General features: G+C 72.1%; 14 protein-coding genes. 8 read left to right on the forward strand and 6 right to left on the reverse strand.

The genetic code is table 11. The features are described from left to right. Positions 1–100: 100 nt before the first annotated feature. From ACIBCM_RS23085 to ACIBCM_RS23095, 3 genes are all read left to right on the forward strand, one after another. Entirely contained in the window at positions 101–1,360 is a 1,260-nt protein-coding gene (locus tag ACIBCM_RS23085; protein ID WP_399246052.1) for an acyl-CoA dehydrogenase family protein, read from the forward strand. Then, the gene (locus ACIBCM_RS23090; RefSeq protein ID WP_399246054.1) at positions 1,357–1,755 is read left to right on the forward strand and encodes a RidA family protein; all 399 of its coding nucleotides are present in this window, start codon (positions 1,357–1,359) and stop codon (positions 1,753–1,755) included. The genes ACIBCM_RS23085 and ACIBCM_RS23090 overlap by 4 nt, the downstream gene beginning before the upstream one ends. Before the next feature lie 488 nt (positions 1,756–2,243). Next, entirely contained in the window at positions 2,244–3,797 is a 1,554-nt protein-coding gene (locus tag ACIBCM_RS23095) for an MFS transporter (RefSeq protein WP_399246056.1), read from the forward strand. Between the two features lie 227 nt (positions 3,798–4,024). On the opposite strand, the gene ACIBCM_RS23100 is transcribed toward ACIBCM_RS23095, so the two are convergent. Continuing rightward, a complete protein-coding gene (locus ACIBCM_RS23100; protein WP_399246058.1) occupies positions 4,025–5,980 on the reverse strand; it encodes a TerD family protein in 1,956 nt (651 codons plus the stop codon). 422 nt (positions 5,981–6,402) lie between these two features. On the opposite strand from ACIBCM_RS23100, the gene ACIBCM_RS23105 reads away from it, so the two are divergent. After that, positions 6,403–8,289, forward strand: coding sequence for a glycerophosphodiester phosphodiesterase (locus ACIBCM_RS23105; protein WP_399246060.1), 1,887 nt, complete (start codon positions 6,403–6,405; stop codon positions 8,287–8,289). A gap of 335 nt (positions 8,290–8,624) precedes the next feature. Here the strand turns inward: ACIBCM_RS23105 and ACIBCM_RS23110 are convergent, their stop codons facing one another. Continuing rightward, positions 8,625–10,199, reverse strand: coding sequence for an oxidoreductase (locus ACIBCM_RS23110; protein WP_399246062.1), 1,575 nt, complete (start codon positions 10,197–10,199; stop codon positions 8,625–8,627). 202 nt (positions 10,200–10,401) lie between these two features. On the opposite strand from ACIBCM_RS23110, the gene ACIBCM_RS23115 reads away from it, so the two are divergent. After that, positions 10,402–12,147 (forward strand): SulP family inorganic anion transporter, encoded by a 1,746-nt coding sequence (locus ACIBCM_RS23115; protein WP_399246064.1) that lies wholly within the window; start codon positions 10,402–10,404, stop codon positions 12,145–12,147. 114 nt (positions 12,148–12,261) lie between these two features. On the opposite strand, the gene ACIBCM_RS23120 is transcribed toward ACIBCM_RS23115, so the two are convergent. Further along, the gene (locus tag ACIBCM_RS23120; protein ID WP_399246066.1) at positions 12,262–13,071 is read right to left on the reverse strand and encodes an SAM-dependent methyltransferase; all 810 of its coding nucleotides are present in this window, start codon (positions 13,069–13,071) and stop codon (positions 12,262–12,264) included. A 521-nt stretch (positions 13,072–13,592) separates the two neighbouring features. Here ACIBCM_RS23120 and ACIBCM_RS23125 point away from each other — a divergent pair. The 3 genes from ACIBCM_RS23125 (at position 13,593) to ACIBCM_RS23135 (ending at position 16,976) form a co-directional block, all read left to right on the forward strand. Further along, positions 13,593–14,123 carry an RNA polymerase sigma factor gene (locus tag ACIBCM_RS23125; protein WP_399246068.1) on the forward strand — a complete coding sequence of 177 codons (531 nt, stop codon included), beginning with the start codon at positions 13,593–13,595 and terminating at the stop codon, positions 14,121–14,123. 2 nt (positions 14,124–14,125) lie between these two features. After that, positions 14,126–14,980, forward strand: coding sequence for a glycoprotein (locus tag ACIBCM_RS23130; protein WP_399246070.1), 855 nt, complete (start codon positions 14,126–14,128; stop codon positions 14,978–14,980). A 781-nt stretch (positions 14,981–15,761) separates the two neighbouring features. Then, positions 15,762–16,976, forward strand: coding sequence for a hypothetical protein (locus ACIBCM_RS23135; protein ID WP_399246072.1), 1,215 nt, complete (start codon positions 15,762–15,764; stop codon positions 16,974–16,976). 515 nt (positions 16,977–17,491) lie between these two features. On the opposite strand, the gene ACIBCM_RS23140 is transcribed toward ACIBCM_RS23135, so the two are convergent. The 3 genes from ACIBCM_RS23140 to ACIBCM_RS23150 all read right to left on the reverse strand — a co-directional run bounded on the left by ACIBCM_RS23140 (position 17,492) and on the right by ACIBCM_RS23150 (position 19,199). Next, a complete protein-coding gene (locus tag ACIBCM_RS23140; RefSeq protein ID WP_399246074.1) occupies positions 17,492–18,298 on the reverse strand; it encodes a class I SAM-dependent methyltransferase in 807 nt (268 codons plus the stop codon). A gap of 127 nt (positions 18,299–18,425) precedes the next feature. Continuing rightward, on the reverse strand, positions 18,426–18,758 hold the full coding sequence (locus tag ACIBCM_RS23145; protein ID WP_399246076.1) for a hypothetical protein: 333 nt from the start codon (positions 18,756–18,758) through the stop codon (positions 18,426–18,428). A gap of 117 nt (positions 18,759–18,875) precedes the next feature. Beyond that, positions 18,876–19,199: a transposase gene (locus ACIBCM_RS23150; protein ID WP_399246078.1), complete on the reverse strand. Its 324-nt coding sequence runs from the start codon at positions 19,197–19,199 to the stop codon at positions 18,876–18,878. Between the last annotated feature and the right edge of the window lie 66 nt (positions 19,200–19,265).

Raw genomic sequence — 19,265 nt, forward strand, 5'->3', positions numbered from 1 at the left:
GGGGTCGTGGATGGAGCGTATCGTGATGGTGACGGCAGTCAACGGTCCGCGATAGATGGGTTGTATCCGGCACGGATCCATCGGAGGAGTGGGGGCACGAATGCCCGTATTCTCGCTTGATTCCGCACAGATCGCCTGGTGTGCGGAGCTTCGTACGCTCGCCGCCGAGACACTGAGACCGCTCGCCGACGGCCGGGGAGGCACCACCGCCGGTCCTGGAGGCGCGGAGGACTTCCCCGGCACGGTGGAGCCCGTCGGCGGGGCTGCTCCCGTCGGTGTGGAGGACCGTACCGGCGGGGAGGAGCCTCCGAGGGGGAGGGACGGGCGTGCTGCGGGACCCCGCCGGGCCGGGCGGGTGAACCGCGCCCTGCTCGCGGCCCTCGCCGAACTCGGCCTGCTGAAGAGACTGTTCGACGGCGCGGGAGCGCTGGAGCTGTGCCTCCTGCGTGAATCCCTCGCCCACGGGTGTACGGAGGCGGAGACCGCCCTCGCCCTCCAGGGCCTCGGCACCTTCCCGGTCGTCCAGTCCGGCACCCCGGCGCAGCGGGACCGCTGGCTCCCCGAGGTGGTCGCGGGCCGGGCCGTCGCCGCCTTCGCGCTCAGCGAGCCGGACGCGGGCTCCGACGCGGCGGCGCTGGCGCTGCGGGCCGTACCGGACGGCCCCGGCTGGCGGCTGAGCGGCGCCAAGCGCTGGATCTCCAACGCCCCCGAGGCCGACTTCTACACCGTCTTCGCCCGGACGAGGCAGGGTGCGGGCGCCCGCGGCGTCACCGCGTTCCTGGTGCCCGCCGACCGCCCGGGGCTGACCGGGACCAGCCTGGAGATGCTCTCCCCGCACCCCATCGGCGCGCTGGACTTCGACGGCGTTCCCGTGACCGCCGACGACGTCCTGGGCGAACCCGACCGCGGGTTCCGGGTCGCCATGAACACCCTCAACCTCTTCCGCCCCAGCGTCGGTGCCTTCGCCGTCGGCATGGCCCGGGCCGCCCTGGACGCCACCATCGCCCACACGGCCCAGCGCAGGGCCTTCGGCGGCCCCCTCAGCGACCTCCAGTCCGTCGCCCACCGGGTCGCCGAGATGGCCACCCGTACCGAGGCCGCCCGCACCCTGGTGTACGCGGCGGCCGCGGCCTACGACGCGGGCGCCGCCGATGTGCCCATGCGTTCCGCGATGGCCAAACTGTTCGCCACGGAGACCGCGCAGTACGTGGTCGACGCGGCCGTACAACTCCACGGCGCCCGGGCCCTCCAGCGCGGGCATCTGCTGGAGCATCTGTACCGGGAGGTGCGGGCGCCGCGCATCTACGAGGGTGCGACGGAAGTCCAGCGCTCGATCATCGCGAAGGAGCTGTACGCATGAGTCTGCACCGCCACAACCCGGCCGGGCTGTCACCGCCCCAGGGCTTCTCCCACGCCGTCACCGCCACCGGGTCGCGGCTGGTCTTCCTCGCCGGGCAGACCTCGCTGGACGCGGCCGGGGCGGTGGTGGGGACGACCATGCCCGAGCAGTTCGAGACGGCGCTGACGAACCTCCTCACCGCCCTGGCCTCCTGCGGGGGCGCGCCCCGGGACCTCGCGCGTGTCACCGTCTACACCACCGATGTCGGCGGCTACCGCGCCCACGCCCCCGAGCTGGGCCGTATCTGGCGCCGGCTGGCGGGCCGCGACTATCCCGCGATGGCGGTCATCGGGGCGGTGCGCCTCTGGGACGAACAGGCGCTGGTGGAGCTGGACGGGACGGCCGTACTGCCCTGATCGGACCGGGCGGCGCATCGGCCGGGGCCGCCGCCCGTACGGCCGTCCCGACGTGCGCCCGGCAGAAGCGGGGACCTTGCCGGCACCTGGGTCCGCAACCGCCCCTCCGCTCGCCGCAATGCACCGCGCGCGATCGTCGGCGCGTCGGCCCCGGAGGGGCCCGGCGCCCGGCCCGTACGTCCCGGGGCCGCGCCCGTACGGTCCCGGGTCCGCGTGCTCGGGCGCGGGCGGCGGTCCACCGGCCCCGGAACCGTGCCGACGGGCCCGTACGGAACCCCGTCGGCGGGCCGCACAGGGGCGCGGGCGGCGAGTCACGGTCCCGCGTGGAGCCTCGTCAGCGGGTTCCCGCGGTGCGCACACGGGCCTCGGTCCGCCCCCGGGACCCTCCGTGATCGACTGGTGGGGCCCGGCGGGCGGGCGTACCGTCATGGGGGAGGACTCGGTGGACGGAACCGTTCACCCACCCTCCCGTGAGGCCACGATGAGCCATGGCGACCCCGCAACCCCCTTCCGTGACGACCAGCCCGCCGGCGAGGTCCGGTGACGGAAAGGGGATAGCGCTCCTCGTCATCGCGTCCTGCCAGCTGATGGTGGTCCTGGACATCACCATCGTGAACATCGCGCTCCCGCACATCCAGACCGGCCTGCACTTCTCCACGACCCAGCTGTCCTGGGTCGTCAACGCCTACACCCTCACCTTCGGCGGACTGCTGCTCCTCGGCGGCCGTACGGGAGACATCCTGGGCCGGCGCAGGGTGTTCATGACCGGAGTCGCGATCTTCGCGATCGCCTCCCTCCTCGGCGGGCTGGCCCAGGAATCCGGGCAACTCCTCGCCGCCCGCGCCCTCCAGGGCGTGGGCGGCGCCATCGCGTCGCCCACCGCGCTGGCACTGATCACCACCACGTTCCGGGAAGGGCCGGAGCGCAACCGGGCGTTCGGGGTGTTCGCCGCCGTCTCCGCGGGCGGGGGAGCGATCGGTCTGCTCGCGGGGGGCGTACTCGTCGAATGGCTCACCTGGCGCTGGGTGTTCTTCGTCAATGTGCCCATCGCCGTCCTGATCCTGCTGGCGACTCCCCGTTATATCAGGGAGTCCGAACGCCATCCCGGCCACTTCGACGTCGCGGGCGCCCTGACCTCCACCCTCGGCATGGTCGCGCTGGTCTACGGCTTCATCCGCGCGGCCCAGGACGGATGGACGGACCCGCTCACCCTCGGCTCCTTCGCCGCGGCGGTGGTGCTGCTCGGGACGTTCGTCCTCGTCGAACGGCACTCCAGACAGCCGATCACCCCGCTGCACATGTTCGCCGACCGCAATCGCGCGGGCACCTACGGCATCATGCTCAGCTTCGCCGCCGCGATCTTCGGCATGTTCTTCTTCCTCACGCTGTTCGTCCAGGACGTGCTGGGCTTCAGCCCGCTCGAAGCGGGCCTCGCCTTCCTGCCGGTCAGCGTCGTCATCGCGGTCGGCGCCGGGATCACCTCCCGGCTGCTGCCGAAGTTCGGGCCCAAACCCTTCATGGTGACCGGTGCGGTTCTGGCGGCGGGAGGTCTGTCGTGGCTGACGCTGACCAATATCCACTCCACCTATCTCGGCAGCATCCTCGGGCCGATGCTCGTCTTCAGCCTCGGGATGGGCCTCCAGTTCGTCTCGCTGACGCTGATGGCGGTCTCCGGGGTGCCGCGCCACGAGTCGGGCGCCGCGTCCGGGATGCTCAACGCGACGCAGCAGGTGGGCGGTTCGCTGGGGCTGTCCATCCTGGTCACGGTGTTCGGCACCGCCAGCCGCAACGAGGCCGAGAAGCAGGTTCCCGCGTTCCTGGCGCAGGCGAGTCCTGCGGAGCGGATCGCCTTCCAGCGGACCGGGCAGCTGCCGGCGCCCTGGGGCGCCGAGATCCTCACCTCCGGGATCTCGGCGGCCTTTGTGATGGCGGCGGTCTTCACGGCGGTCGCGGCCCTGATCGCGCTGTTCGTCATCCAGGTCCGGCCGTCGGACATCGAGCGCCTCAAGGGCGGAGTGCCACCGCCCGGGGGCGGCGGCTGAAGTACCGGGAGACAGGGGCGCGCTGCGGCGCCTGAAGTACCGGCGGGCAGGGGCTGGGGGCCGGAGCCCGCAGGCAGTACGTGAAGCGCCCGCTGATACGGCTTGAACCCGCGGGTACGGCTCGAAGCACCCGCGGGCGGGGTTCGAAGCTTTCGCGGGTACGGCTTGAAGCTTTCGCGGGCAGGGTTCGAAGCTTCCGCGGGTACGGCCCCGCCGCGCCGGTCCGCTCAGTCCGCGATGTCGACCCCGTAACCGCGGGCGAGCGCGTCCAGCCCGTGGTCGTACCCCTGGCCGACCGCCCGGAAGCGCCAGAGGTGACCCCGGCGGTAGATCTCGGCCAGCAGCATGGTCCGCTCGGTCGTCGCGGCGTCCAGCGCGGCCTGGGCGAGCGGGGCCGCGCTGCCGTCGGAACCGGTGCTGATCTGGATCGCCCCCACATCGCCGAAGGTCGGGGTGCCGTCGACGGCGGCGGCGATCACCACCTTGCGCGCGCCCGGCGGCATCGAGGCGAGATCGATGGTGATGGTCTGCTCCTTCGGCCCGTCCGTGGAGAGCCGTACGGTGCCGTCGGGGCTCTCGGGTGCTCCGTAGAAGACGAAGTCGTCGTCGCAGGAGACCTGTTCCTCCTCGTCGACGACGAAAGCGACGAGATCGACCTCACAGGTCGTCCGCTGGGCCCAGGTGGCCGTGAGGTTCCAGGCGGACCATCGCTGAGCCTCGGGCAGATCGGCGACGCCCCCGCGCGGCAGCACCAGGACGGAACGGCGCTCGTCGGGCGACCCGGGAGCCGTGACCGTGGGCGCGTCGAGCCAGTCGCTCCGGTGGGCGGGGAGCCGCAGTGAGGTGATCCGGCGCATCCTGCGGTCGGATTCGCCCCCGGCGAGCAGCACCACATCGGTGACGCTCGCGGAGAGATTGATCGCGGCGGCTCCGCCCAGCTCGACGATCCGTACGCGGGTGGCCGCCGCGTCCGGATGAGTGCCGCCGAGGACGAGAACCCGCCGCCCCACGAGCGGCTTCCCGGCGGTGGCGACGGCCCGCCGGGGGCGTCCGGACCGCGCGGGGGCGGGACGCGGGAGCCCGGGTCCGGCGGATTGCGGTTCCACACCCTGAGGTTCGGCGTCCTGTGACCGGGAGGGTTCGGGTGTCCGGGCGGGCGGGACGGACGCGGCCTCCGTCGTGGCGCCGTCCGTTGTGGCGGTGTCCGTCGTGGCGGTGTCCGGCGTCGAGGCCGCCGTCGGGTCCGCCGGGGCGGCACCCTGGTGGGCGGTACCCGGCCGTACGTCGTCGAGCAGGCGCAGAAACGCCGTCTCGTCGATGACCGGTACGCCCTCGGCGGCCGCCCGGCGTCCCTTCGCGGAGCCGGACGCCGGGTCGTTGGTCACCAGAACGCTGGTGTGCCGGCTGACGGTCGACATCATGTTCAGCCCGGCGGCGACCGCCCGGTTCATCAGCTCGGCCCGGGAGACGGCGGTCTCTCCGGTGAGGGCGACCTTCATGCCCTGCGTCAGCGGGCCTCCCGGGGCGAGCCGCCCCGGGTTGCGGAATCCGCACGGTGCCTTCGGCGGCTTCGGGGTGAACCGGGGGTCCTGCCGGGGCGGACAGGCCACCAGCGGCAGCGGCAGTTCGAGCCGCGCCGCCTCCCGCAGCGAGGCCTTCAGCACTCCGGCGAGCACCCGGGTGTCGTCGAGCGCGTCGTGCGCGTGCAGCCGGCGGACGCCGTAGTGGGCGGCCAGGGTGCCCAGGCGCAGATCGTCCGTGGGCGGGTCCACCTGCCGGTTCAGGGCCAGGGTGCACAGCCGCCGGGCGACCGGGAGCGTCACCCCGGCGCGGGCGAACTCGTGCGCGAGGAAGTCGTAGTCGAACCGAGCGTTGTGCGCCACCAGGACACGGCCCCGGAGCATGGCCCCGATACGGTCGGCCACCTCGCCGAACGCGGGCGCACCCCGCAGCCGTTCGGCGGTAAGACCGTGGATGTGGACGGGCCCGGGATCACCGCCCGGGTCGAGCAGGGTGGAGAACTCACCGGTCTGCTCCCCGTCCGGACCGACCGTGATCACCGCGATCGACAGCACACGGTCCTGCCGGGGCACCAGCCCCGAGGTCTCCACGTCCACCAGCGCCCAGTCATGGGCGTAGTCACGCAGATCGGCAACATCCGGGGCGGCGGTAGCGGCACTCATGGCGGAAAGAATGAAGGTCTCTTCACGACCTCTTCAAGTCGCACGCCCATTTGCCCCTGTCTGTGCGTTTCTACTGGGGTTGCTGAGACAACTGAGCCGCCACCACCGCCCGTTGTCCCTGCCCCGTCGGCAGCCGGGACCCTTGTCCCGGACTCGCTGCCGCCACACCCTGCCCGGGTGCGCGAGCCGTCCTCGCCGGCACCCGACACCCCCATGCGGCAGCCGGCGCATCCCGGGCGGCGACACTTCCTGCACTCGGTTCCGGCCCTGAAGGGGCCGGAGAAAACGGCCCACCCGGGAGCGACGGGCCCGGCCCCACGTACCCGTCAGGAACCGTGCCGGCACTGTCCGGTCATATGTGCGACGGCAGGTGTTACTCGCCGTGTACGGAGTTGTTCGTTCCGGCTTTCTACGTTCTCGGCATGTCCCTGCGAAGACTTCGTATTCCCGCCGCGGTTCTCGCGACCGCGACCCTCGCCTCCCTGTTCACCGCGTCGTCCGCCGGTGCGGGGACGGTTCCCGCCGCCGTCGCCGTGGAGGGCCGGAAGGTACTCTCGGCCGACTTCTCGGGCAACTCCCTCCCCGCGGGCTTCCGCGCCGTCGAAGGCAAGTGGGAGGTCAAGGACGGCCGTCTGTACGGCACGTCGGCCGATGCCGGCCAGCAGAGCCGTATCACCTTCGGCGAGCACCTCGACGACTTCCGTATGGAGGTGACCGCACGGTTCGAGTCCGTCAGGGACTCGGCGCGCTGGGTGGCGATGGGCATGGACGTCCCCGCCGACGGTTCGGTGCCGTGGTCCATCGCCACCATGCGCAGCGGTACCACCGCCGCCAACGGGCTGGAGTTCGCCCAGCGCACCACGGCGGGCGGCTGGAATGTCACCGACACCGCCGCGGCCCCGTCGGCCGCCGGCGTCGGACGCGATGTACGGATCGCCGTGGAGGTGCACGACTCGAAGGCCCGCTGGTTCTTCGACGGCCGCGAGGCCATGCGCACCACCCGGGTCGTCCGCTCGGAGGGGGGCGTCGAGGCCCTCGTCGTCAACGGCGCCACCGTCTCGTTCGACGACCTCACGGTCACCGAGCTGCCCGAGCAGGGCTTCCTGCGCCCCGAGGGCTCGCCGATGACCGTCATCGCGCACCGCGGCGGCTCCTCGGCTGCGCCCGAGAACACGCTGGTCTCCGACGAGGTGGGCCGGCGCGGCGGGGCCGAGTACATCGAGAACGATGTGCAGCCGAGCAAGGACGGCATCCCCTACGTGATGCACGACACCACGGTCGACCGCACCACCGACGGCGCCGGACCGATCCGCGATCTCACCTCGACGCAGCTGAACGGGCTGGACGCGGGTTCGTGGTTCGCCCCCGCCTACACCGGCACCAAGGTGCCCACCCTGGCGGCGCAGCTCGACGATCTGCGTACGCGGGGCGGTGACATGCTGCTGGAGATCAAGGGCTCGCACACCCGTGACCAGGTCGCCACGATCGTGAAGACGGTCCGGGACAGCGGGATGGCCGAGCGGGTCTTCGTCCAGAGCTTCGAGGTCGACCATCTGCGGTACGCCCGCGAACTGGCGCCCGAACTGCCGCTCGGCCTGCTCCGGAGCAGCCTGGACGAGGACCCGGTGGCCCTCGCGAAGGAACTGCGCCTGGCATCGTACAACCCCTCCGACGGCGCGCTGGCCAAGCGGCCCGGCGTGGTGGCCGATCTGCACGCCGCCGGTGTCGCGGTGATGGTGTGGACGGTCGACAGCGCGGACCGCTGGAAGGCCCTCGACGCGATGGGCGTCGACGCCATCATCACCAACCGGCCCGCCGAGCTGACCGGATGGAACGCGGCTCAGCTCCAGAGCCGCCCGGAGCCGCCGAAGGCGCCGCTGGTGGCCATCACCTCCCCGGCCCGGGGTACCGAACTCGACCGCGCCCAGCGCCCGGTCGCCGCGGTGCAGGCCACCGGCGCGGACGAGGTCACGCTCACCCTGGACGGCGCCCCCGTCACGGCCGGCGAACCGATCGACCTCACGGGGCTCGCCGCCGGGCCGCACACCCTGCGCGCCGAGGCCACCGGACCCGGCGGAGTCACCCGGGCCGAGTCGGTGTTCACCGTCCGGGCGACCCGGACCGGCCTCGCCCATCTGATCCTGACCGCGGACGCCGACGCGAACCGCGTCTCCACGATGACGGCCATGCTGGGCCGCGGCCACTACACCCAGCTGGCCCGCTGGGTGGAGCAGCACTCCGGCAAGCACATCCCCGCCGACCGCGCGAAGCTGATCGCCACCGAGGCACGCGCACTGGCCGCAGGCTGACCCGCCCCGACCCGACCCGACCCGACCCGGACAGGGCCCCGTGGCCCCGGCAGCGCACCCGCGCCGCCGGGGCCGCACCCGACTCCGGCCCCGGCCGCGCCCGGTCCCGCCGGCGGCCCGATGACTCGCCCCCGTACGCGCGCGCCGCGGTCGCCCGCGCCAGGACCTCCCCCGGGTGGCCTCCGACCCGGGAAGCCGGACTCCGGCTGCTCCCCGGCCGGCGGAACGCGAATCCGCACGCCCACTGCCGCTCCGGCGCGGGTTCGCTCCGGCGGGGACCCCGACACCGCAACCGGGAGGCATTCCCGCCCGGGGCGAGCACGCGTGATGCGGCATCAGCTTCTTTGCAGGGTACGGGTGACTCCCGCGATGACGGCCGTCGTCAGCATCCAGCCGGAGGCGATCAGCGCATAGGCGAGCAACTGGGGCCCGTCGTCGGTCCAGTACCACGCCGTGCGCTGCCCCAGACCCCCGATGGGGATCAGGAGGTCGAGCGTGTAGACGAGGGGCTGGAACGGGGCGCCTTCGCCCGGCTTCACCGGGGACGGGGAATGCGCTCCGAACATCAGGGCGCCCAGCAGGCTCAGCACGAGGAGCCAGAGGCCCGCCTGCCACGGACGGTAGCCGTAGCCCACGGTCACATCGAGCAGATGCCCCCACACGCGTGCCGCCGAGGGCAGCGTCCGGCGCCGATGGCGCTGCTTGGCCAGGAGCACTCTGCGGGCGTCGTCGTCGTGGCCGACCGTCCGGTACCAGCCCGCCAACTGCTCGTACGGCTGCGGACTGTAACCGGGGTTGCGCCGTATCCACTTCAGACGGTTCGCCACGGAATCCCGCCGCCTCGCCGTCTCCCGCTGCTCGCCCTCCCCGGTCACCGTGATGGAGCCGTAGACGAATCCGTCCAGCTCCACCACGTCCGGCCAGCTGTTGCCGTTGTCGTGCAGATACGACACCTGGGCACCCCGCAGATCCACGGTGCCGGACGGCCGCCGGGAGAGTGCGAAGTCGAAGTCGACGGCCTGCATCAGCGTGGCGTGCAGAGTCGTCCCGTCGCCTTCGGCCGTCCCGTCGGCTTCGGGCGCCGCGTTCAGCACGGCGTCCTCGAACGTCACCCGGTCCGAGACCCGGGCACCCCGCAGACTCACGCTCCCGTTCGCGGTGAACCCTCCGGAGAAGTTCAGCGTCGAGGCGACGCAGTTGTCGAGGGCGAGAGCCACACCACCCGGACCGGGGCTCTCCAGGCGCGCGCCCCTCATGAACAGCCCGCCCGGCAGCTGCGCCCCCATCATCCGGATCCCGCCCCGGGCGGTGAATCCGTCCCTGAGGAAGACACCACCTTCCGGGAACAGCCCGCCCGCGGTCACGGCCCACCCACCGGGCACGGAGATCTCGGACCCGCTGAGGATCACCTCGCCGGTCACATGGGCGTGGATGAGTATCAGGCCGGTGACGCGGCCGTGGAAGGGGGAGACAGGACCGCTGTCGACGATGGATCGGCGCAGATCCAGGCGTCCGTCGATATGGGTCGACCCCGCGTTGACGCCCGGCACCCTGCTGCCCGTGATCGTGATCGTCCTGGTCGACGCCCCGAAGAGGTCCACGCTCTCCTCGAACCAGCAACCCTCCAGCCCCAGGGAATGGTTGATCTGCCCTCCGGAGAGGTTGAGCGGCCCGGAGATACGCGCGCCCGTCAGCCGCAGACACGAGACGGCGCCCGCCTGCGCGGCGTTCGCCCCGAGGAGCAGCGCCGCGATCACGGCTGCCCGGACCGTGCGTTCGGGCCCCCACTGCCCGCCTCGGGTCACCTCGTCGTCCCCGGGAGTTCCGGCGCGCAGGTCCACCCGGTGTCCCTCGGGGAAGGCATCCCACAACTGACGCTCCGGCGGAGTCAACTCATCGTAGGAGAGCACCCGTACAGGGTACTGGGGGCTCCGTGGCGCGGACCAGAACCGGCGGGGATCGCCGGGGCCGGTCCGGGGCTCCGCGTTCCGCCCCGGAGGGGGAGGCACGGTTACGGCGGTCCCGGTCCGGGGGCGACCGGGCTACCGTGTGCCCTGATCATCCCCTGTGCGCGCCCGGACTCCGGGCGGGGCGTACGGCGATAGGAGGCGCATGTCCCAGGGCGGCGGCGGCCCGGCGCGAGGCGGTCCTCCCGGCGTTGTCGCGGCGGTGGCTCCGGGCGCGGCCTTACTCCTGCGGTACCGGCGTGTGTGGCTGCGCGGGGACCTGCTGGCCTCGCTCGCGGTCACCGCGTATCTGGTGCCCCAGGTCATGGCGTACGCGAGCGTGGCGGGGCTCCCGCCGGTGACCGGACTGTGGGCTACCCTGCCCGCCCTCCTCCTCTACGCGCTGCTCGGCACCTCGCGGCTGCTGTCCGTGGGACCGGAGTCCACCACGGCGCTGATGACGGCCGCGGTGATCGGACCGCTCGCCGCCGGGAACGGCGACCGCTACACGGCTCTCGCGGCCGGGCTCGCGATCGCCGTAGGGCTGCTGTGTCTGGCCGCCTGGGCCGCGCGGCTCGGATTCGTCGCCGATCTGCTCTCGCGTCCCGTGCTGGTGGGCTATCTCGGCGGCATCGCGCTGATCATGGTGGTGGATCAGCTGTCCAAGGTGACGGGTGTGCCGACGGGCGACGGCGGGTTCTTCCCCCGGCTCGTCACCTTCGTCCGGGAACTGCCCGCACTGCAACCCGCCACGACGGCGCTCAGCGCCGCCACGCTCGTCCTGCTGTTCGCCGTCGCCCGCTTTCTGCCCGCCCTGCCCGGCCCCCTTCTCGCGGTCGTGGCCGGGGCCCTGGTGGTCGCCGCCTTCGATCTTCAGGAGCGGGGGATCGCCGTGGTCGGGGAGGTGGCGACGGGACTTCCCCGGCCGCAGCTGCCCTCCGCGGGGGACCTGCCCGAACTGATGCTGCCCGCCCTCGGTGTCCTCCTGGTGGGCTACACCGATGTGATCCTCACCGGGCGCGCCTTCGCCGGGCCGGAACCCGGCGGCCGGCCCGACGCCAACCGCGAGCTGCTGGCCCTCGGCGCGACCAACATCGGCGCCGGCCTGCTGCGCGGGTTCCCGGTGAGCAGCAGTGCCAGCCGTACGGCGCTCGCCCAGGCGGCGGGGGCGCACACGCAGATGTACTCCCTCGCGGCGGGTGCGGTGATCGTGGCGGTCCTGGTGTTCCTCGGCCCCGCGCTCGCGCTGATCCCGGTGCCGGTGCTGGGGGCGCTGGTCGTCTACGCGGCGGTCCGGCTGGTGGACCTGGCCGGATTCCGGCGTCTGGCGTCCTTCCGCCGCCGTGAGTTCGCCCTGGCCGTCGCCTGTCTGGTCGGGGTTCTCGCCCTGGGGATCCTCTACGGTGTGCTGGTGGCCGTGGGACTGTCCGTGGCGGAGCTCCTGACCCGCGTCGCCCGCCCCCACGACGCCGTCCTTGGACTGGTCCCGGGTGTCGCGGGCATGCACGACATCGACGACTATCCGCAGGCCAGGACCGTTCCCGGACTGCTCGTCTACCGGTACGACTCGCCGTTGTTCTTCGCCAACGCGGAGGACTTCAGACGCCGCGCGCTGGCCGCCGTCGACGAGCAGGAGGAGCACGGGGAGCGCGTCCTGTGGTTCGTACTGAACGCCGAGGCCAACGTGGAGGTCGACATCACCGCGCTCGACTCGCTGGCGTCGCTGCGCTCCGAACTGGCCCGGCGGGGCATCGCGTTCGCGATGGCCAGGGTCAAACAGGACCTGCGTGAGCAACTCGACGCGTACGGGCTGACGGAGGTGGTCGACCCCGAACGGATCTATCCCACGCTGCCGACCGCGGTGGCCGCGTACCACGAGCACAGGAGCGGGCGGGGAGACGGCGCCGGCTGATTCGGGCGAGCCGCCGGCCCGGCTCCCGGCCTGATGTGGCCGGGGCCGGGCGGGACTTCCTTCCCGCGGGCGGCCCGTGGCAGCGGACGGCAGCCGCGTCCGGGCCCGGCGGGGTCAGGGCTTCCGGGCGAGGGCGGCGTAGGTGGAGGCCTCGGCGTCGGTGGTGGTGCCGGTGGGGTCGTCGGGGTCGGGGCGCCAGTGGCGGGTCGGGACGAGGCCGGGTTCGAGGATCTCCCAGCCGCCGAAGAAGCGCTCGATCTCGTCGCGGGCGCGGGCGCGGACGCTGGTGCCGGCACGGGCGTAGGTGGCGGTGACGCGGGCGACGCCCTCGGGGTCGAAGTCGGGGGTGGCGTGGCTGATGGCGAGGGTGCTGCCGGAGGGGAGCGCGGCCTTGAGGCGGTCGACGGCGGTGCGGGCGTCGTCGTCGGACAGGAAGTGGAGGAGGGCTATGAGGCTGAGGGCGATGGGCCGGTTGAAGTCGAGGGCCCCGGTGAGCGTGGGGTGGGTGAGGATGCTGTCGGCGTCGCGGGCGTCGGCCTGGAGGTACGCGGTGGTGCCGTCGGAATGGCTGCGCAGGAGGGCCTGGGCGTGGGCGAGGACGATGGGGTCGTTGTCGGCGTAGACCACACGCGAGGCGGGGGCCTGCTGCTGGGCGACCTCATGGAGGTTGGGAGAGGTGGGGATACCGGTGCCGATGTCGAGGAACTGGCGGATGCCCAGTTCGGCCGCGGCGCAGCGGGTGGCGCGGTGCATGAACCGGCGGTTGATCCGTGCGGCGATCGGTGCCGCGGGGAAAGCCTGGAGCGCCTGTACCGCGGTCTCGCGGTCGGCGGGGAAGTTGGTGATGCCACCGAGGTAGAAGTCGTACATACGGGCCGAGTGGGCCCGGTCCATGGCGAGATCCACACCGCTGTCGTCGTTCATGCCGCCTCCATGCTCTCGATCGGGTCACCGACCGGTGCGGCGCCCCTCGGATCCGCCTTCACGCACCGCCCCGGGAACGGGCGAGCCCGCCCGCGCGTTCCTCCCTGCCCACCTGATGCGTACTCATATACGTTTCTTTTAAGCCATGTTGGTCCGACAGGACAAATTTGCTGTCCTGCTGCACAGAACGGGCCGATGTCGGGTTGGCTACAGGAGGGAGAACCTCCCGATCCGAACCGGCGCCGCCCCGGCCCGGTTCCGTGTCGTCTCTTCACCCTCAGAGGACCACTTGTGTCTGCGGACGTGCGCCATCCCCCGCCCCCTCGGGCAGCCTTGAGAGCCGGCCGCGGCGGCCCCGCCACCCCACCGGGTCCGTCGGCCGTGTCCGTACCGCGGGCCGGGTACGGCAGCGGACGGCCCCTGCCCCGGGCGGGGCTTCAGCCCCGGACAGACCTTCCCGCCGCCTCCGTGCGGGGAGCGCGGCGGTGACCGGGCCCGGGCGGCCGGGGCCGCGGGAGGCCATGACGGTCACGTTCGAGGCGTTCCACGAGTACCACCGCAGGCTGTGGATGCGGTACGCGCACACCCAGGTCGGACGCCGGGCGGCGGAGGCCGTGGCCGAGAAGGCGTTCGTCCGTCTGCGCGGGTCGTGGGAGCAGGCGCTCACCCAGGAGTCGGTGCCCCGGTTCGCATGGACCCTGCTGAAGGAGGAGGTGGACGCGTGGCTGGACCAGCGGGGGCTGGAGCCGCAACTGGCCGGGACGGCCGGGTTCGAGCGGGCCGTCCAGCGTCTGGTACTGGACGGGTCGTGCGACGGGTTCTCGGTGCTCAGTGAGGAGATCGGCCTCTACAGCGCGATATCGGAGCTGCCCGAACGCCAGCAGGACGTGGTGGTGCTCCGCTACGTCCTGTCGTGCACGGAGGACGAGACGGCCGGCCTGCTGGGCATCGGGACCGCGACGGTGCGCTCCCATGTCCGCCACGCGCGCGGCGGGCTCGCACGCAGGCTCGGTATCCCCCTCGACGATCTGAACCGGAAGGACGGTGACTGACCGTGTCCGAGCCCTCGGCGATCGACAAGGTGCTCCGGGGCGCCGCCGTACTGAAGAGCGCGTACGACGACTACGACACCGGCGCCGCCCTGCACCGGCTGGGCCGGGACCCGCGTCCGGCGGCGTCCGGGCCCGGGCCCCTGCTGCCGGGTCAGGGGCTGTCGCGGTGCGAGCAGGCCGGGAGGGATCTGGACCTCGCCGCCACCCTCATCGTGAACACCCCGCAGGCCGCGCCCTGTCTGGGCCGCCTGCTGGACCACCACCGGGGTGCGCCCTCCGGCGCCCTGGTCTTCGCCGCCCTGCTCCATCTCGCCGGGCACCTCGAAGGCGCCCAGTTCTGGTGGCAGTCCGCCGCCGACGGCGGCAACGGCGACGCGGCGTTCTGCCTCTCCCTGCTCCACGAGAACCGGGCCGAGTTCCGCACGGCACGGTACTGGCGCAAACGGAGCGCGCTGCTCAAGGCCACCGGCCGGTCCGAGCACCGGATCCGTCACCGCGGACGGCCGCGGCGGGCCGCGCACACCGGCGGGGTGCCGGTGCGGTTCCTGCCCGCGAGCGTCCGGCACGAGCTGATCGGGCGCTGTCACCGGGGCGACCGCCCCGCTCTCCCGCCCGCCGTCCAGGCACTCGTCCACGGACTTCCCGTCGAGGACGACGTCCGGGACTTCGGCGAGGTCCCGCGCCCCGATCACACGCTCACCGCCCTCCAGGACCACCCCGTCGCACGGGAGTGGTCCTGGACGGCGGCGGCGAGACGCGCCTGGAGCCGGACGGTGATCCGCGTCCGGACCAGGGCGTCGGGCTGCACACGGCCGCGACGCCGTGTCCCGGGGCGTACGGGAACGGCCGACGGCTGAACCGGCCCGGCCGCGCCGCGCCTTGCCCGCGGGGGGCCTGATCCCGTGCCCCCGGCCGGTGTCCGGGCGGCCTCCGGAACTCCGGGGTTACGGCGGCCGGTCGCGCGGCCTCCGTAACCGTGTCCGGCGAAGGCCGCGAAGCACCTCCGGGCCGCCGTACGGCCGTTCGGCACCTCCCGGGGATGCCGCCGCCCTCCTCCCCGGCGCGCTGAAGAGCGGGTCGGACCGGGTACGGGTAGGGCGGCACGGGTCAAGGTCGTCCCCCCCCCGGCCGTGGTCACGCTGCACAACATGCCCGGGCTGCGGGCGCCCGCGGCGCGCTCTCGTCCCCGGAGGCCACCGGCACCCACTGCTCGACCGCACCGCCTGAGGGTGCCTGGGCTGTCCCGGGCGGCCCGGGTCTCGGTGCCGGCGCGGGCGTGGGGCCGAGCGGGTGGCCGGAAGCCACCGAGGTCTCCTGCCGCGCACGGGCGGGTGAGGGCGCTTACCGACTGTCGGCCGTGACCGTCGCCGTGGGAACGGGAGTGCTGCTGGGGCGGGTCACCTGGAGGCCGGGCCCGTCCGTGGGGCGGGCGGACGCGTCGGACAGCGCGAGTACGGGTCCAGGCGAACGGGTGTATGAATCCGGCCGTTTCGGGGATCGGGCTGCCAACGGGTGACCACAAGCGGAAACTTGAGCCGTCGCGCGGGTTCCCTGCCGACCTGAACAGACGAAATGCCCCTGCACTTGCTCGTCCATGTCATTTTCGTTCATGTCATTGAAGAGATCAGGAGTGTCCGGATGGCCCGCTCGCGCGTTCCCCGAACCGCAACCCTCGCCACCGCGGCGGCGACCGCCCTGCTCCTCCTGGGTTCGGCCACCGCCGCGGGCGCCGAACCCTCCGATCTGCTCCCGACCTCACGGCTGCTCCCGATCCCGCCGGGAGGGCTCCACAGTTTCGTCAAGGGGCTGAACAGCCGTGGCACGGTCATCGGCGACTACTACGTGGAGGGCTCCGAGGGGCCGCTCGCGATCCGGTGGAACGCCGGCCGTCCCGGCTACACCCGCCTGGCGCCGCTGCCCGGTGAGCAGTTCAGCCGCACGACCGCGCTCAGCGACGGCGGATGGGTGGTCGGCCTGTCCTACAACAGCGTGTCCAAGTCGAACCCCGTCCGCTGGACATCGGGCGCCACCCCGACGCGGTTGACGCTTCCCGCCGGGTCTCTCGGCGGCAACGCGTCGGCCGTCAACAACTCCGGGGTCGCGGTGGGCGACGCGTCCGATGAGAACAACCGCTCCCACCCCCTGCGCTGGCGGTCCGACGGCAGCAGGACCGACCTGCCCGTGCTGCCCGGCGACAACAGCGGCACCGTGACGTCGATCAGCAATGCGGGCACGGCGGTGGGGTGGACCGAGAAACGCGACGGCACCGGTGGCCCCGCGCACCCCGTGCGCTGGAACGCGGCGGGTGCCGTGAGCGCGCTGCCCCTCCCCGCGGGGTTCGTCGGGGCCCGGACGAGCCGGATCACCGACAACGGCGTGATCCTCGGTCACGGCAGGCCGGCCGGGAGCACGGAGTACGACCGGGTCCTGGTGTGGGCGGCAGACGGCACCGTCCGCGACGCCGGGCGCGGGCGGGGATACGACGTCAACCGGGCGGGCACGGCCGTGGGGGCTTCGCTGGAGGACAACCCGAACGGCGACACGGCCCGCTGGAATGCGAACGGCACCCGGACAGTGCTCGCCAACCCGGCCGAAGCGGCCGGGGAGGTGCTGGCGATCAACAACCGGGGCACGGCCGTCGGGTACGCGTGGCCGCCGACCGGTAACCCCGCGTTGGACAAGGCCCTGCTGTGGAAGCCCGACGGTACGGTCGTCCCGCTGCCACCGTCGCCTCTCGGTCCCTACGCCGCGGCGTTCGCGATCAACGACGCCGGAGTGATCGCCGGATTCGCCGTCGGCACCGACGGCGCCGGCAACGCGACGACCTGGCGTGCGACCGTCTGGAAGCGCTGACGCCCTGACGACTGCCGCTCCGGTCCCGCGACCGAAGGCGGCGCACAGCCATGGCAGACCGGGCGGGGACCGCACGGTGTACGCGGCAGCGCACGGCAGATTCTTCTGTGCGCGATGTGAGTACTGGCGAATTCCCTTGAGTCCCGATAATCGTCGCAGGTCGTAGGCGGTATCGGAGTCACCGGTACCGCCTTCCGGCATGCTCGGGGAATCCGGCCCGGCATCACTCCCTCCCGCCAGGCGAATCGCCCTGGACACAGGGCGACTTCACCCCCGACGAGGTCACCGTCTCATTGACTCGACCACCACATGCCGTCCGGGCACACGGTGGCACCGCACCAGCTCCCCGCCCGGCATGTCCCCCAGCTCCGCACGTCGGAGGACACCGGATGGTTCCCCGGTGAGTGGTTGCTCAAGGAGGTCGCGCGGGAGTTGGCGGCGTGGCGCGATCCGGACTCATCCCGCGTCTGGAACGGCCACCTTCCCAACTGCCCGGTCCCTGACGTGGCATGCCGTCAGGCAGGGCGACGTGCCCGGACGGAGATCATGACCAGACTGATGTCGAGGAAGGCCGGATCGTTGAAGCAGTCGATGCCCGCCTGCCACTCCTCCTCCGTGAGAAGTCCTTCGGAGATCAGAGGAGCGCGCATTTGGTTGATCATGAACGTCCAGTGGCGGTCACTCGTGCCCCCCTGCCCGCACTGCAGTGTCCGGGCGGAGACGGACAGGTCCGTCAGGCCGTTCTGCAGGGCCAGAGCGGGCAGGGACCTCGGCCATCCAAAGTCCGCGCCATGCTTTCCCAAGAGGGAACTGACGGCTCGGGTCATCTTGCTGAACTGCGGGTAGGGCGATTCGCGGTCGTCGATGATCACGGGGTCCTCGGTCACGAGCCATCCACCGGGAGCGAGCCACTGAGCGGCGCGCCGGTAGATCTCCTCTCGCCGGCGGAGATGAACCAGCAGCGAACGTGCGTGGAGCAGGTCGAAGGACTGCGGAGCGAAGTCGCAGTCGAGAACGTCCCGCTCACTGATCGTCAGGTTGCGGAAAGCCCCTTGGTCGAGGAAGCGGGTGTCCAGGTCGACGGCGGTGGTGTGCCCCTCAGGGCACGTTCCGGCGAGCCAGTACGCCATCGACCCGGCGCCTGCGCCCAGCTCCAGGCATCGCCAGTCCGGCTGGACCTTGCAGTCGGAGAGCAGGCTGATGGTCTCGGGATCCCACGCGTCCTCCAGGCGGCGAAGCCTGTCGAGTTCGCTCTGCACCTGATGGCCGATCGAACTCTCGTTGTACCCGTACGCGGGGTTCTGCGGCTGATTGCTGGTCATCGTTCAGTGGTCCTTGTGCGTCGTGGCAGTCGGGTATGGCGAGGTGGAAGTCATCTGTGGTGAGTCCGCGGTGGCGGATGAGGGTGCGGGCGATGCCGACGAAGGCGAGGAAGTGCTCGGCCTCGCGTCAGCTCCTGAGTGCGGAGAAGGCGAGCGCCGGCAAGTGCCTGGCCCGCGGTGCGGCGACGAAGCGGGTGAGCCGTTCCAGAGTCGCGCGCCCGGTGCGACTCGTGGCGAAGTACGGCGGGCGTGGTGAGAGTGACGGAGAACCGGCGAAGAGGCCACGTGGGGCCGGTGCGAAGGGTGCGCGGAGCACGGTCTTCTCGATCTCTCCCAGCATGAAGGCGTTGTGGACGAATCCGGTGCCGCTGCCGACTGCCTGGCGGGTGTGGCCGGGGTAGGCGCCCCAGGGGGTGTAGCCGAGGAGGAACCCCATCGCCGGCCAGCAGTTGACGCCCACGGTCCCGTAGCGCAGTGCGGCGATCGCGTCCCCGATGGCGGGGGTCGCAGCCTTCTCCGTCCGTGGGTGGACGAGGACTGAGCTGCCCCGAGTTTCGTAGAGTCCGGTGATCTTGTTTTAGGCGGACTGTGGGGTGTGCTCCTGGCTCTGCCGGAAGTCGCGTTCGTATTCGGCGGGTGGCACGTAGTCGAGCGCGGAGTGGAGACGCTCTTCGTTGTACCACGTGACCCACTGGAAGATCGCTCGCTCGACCTGGGCGGGGTCCTTCCAGGGGCCTTGCATCTCGATCAGCTCGGCCTTGAAAGTGCCGTTCAACGCCTCCGCCATGGCGTTGTCGTACGAGTCCGCGACGGAACCGACCGACGCGGAAGCACCTATGTCCGCGAGCCGATCGGTGTAGCGAATCGATACATATTGCTTGGACTCAACCGGTCGTTGCAACACCGGCTTGTTGGAGCAAGAGTAGCTGCTCGTTGAATGCCTCGGCCGGGGTCCTCCAACCAAGTG

Source organism: Streptomyces sp. NPDC051018 (genome assembly GCF_044456085.1).
In the GTDB taxonomy this organism is placed as follows: domain Bacteria; phylum Actinomycetota; class Actinomycetes; order Streptomycetales; family Streptomycetaceae; genus Streptomyces.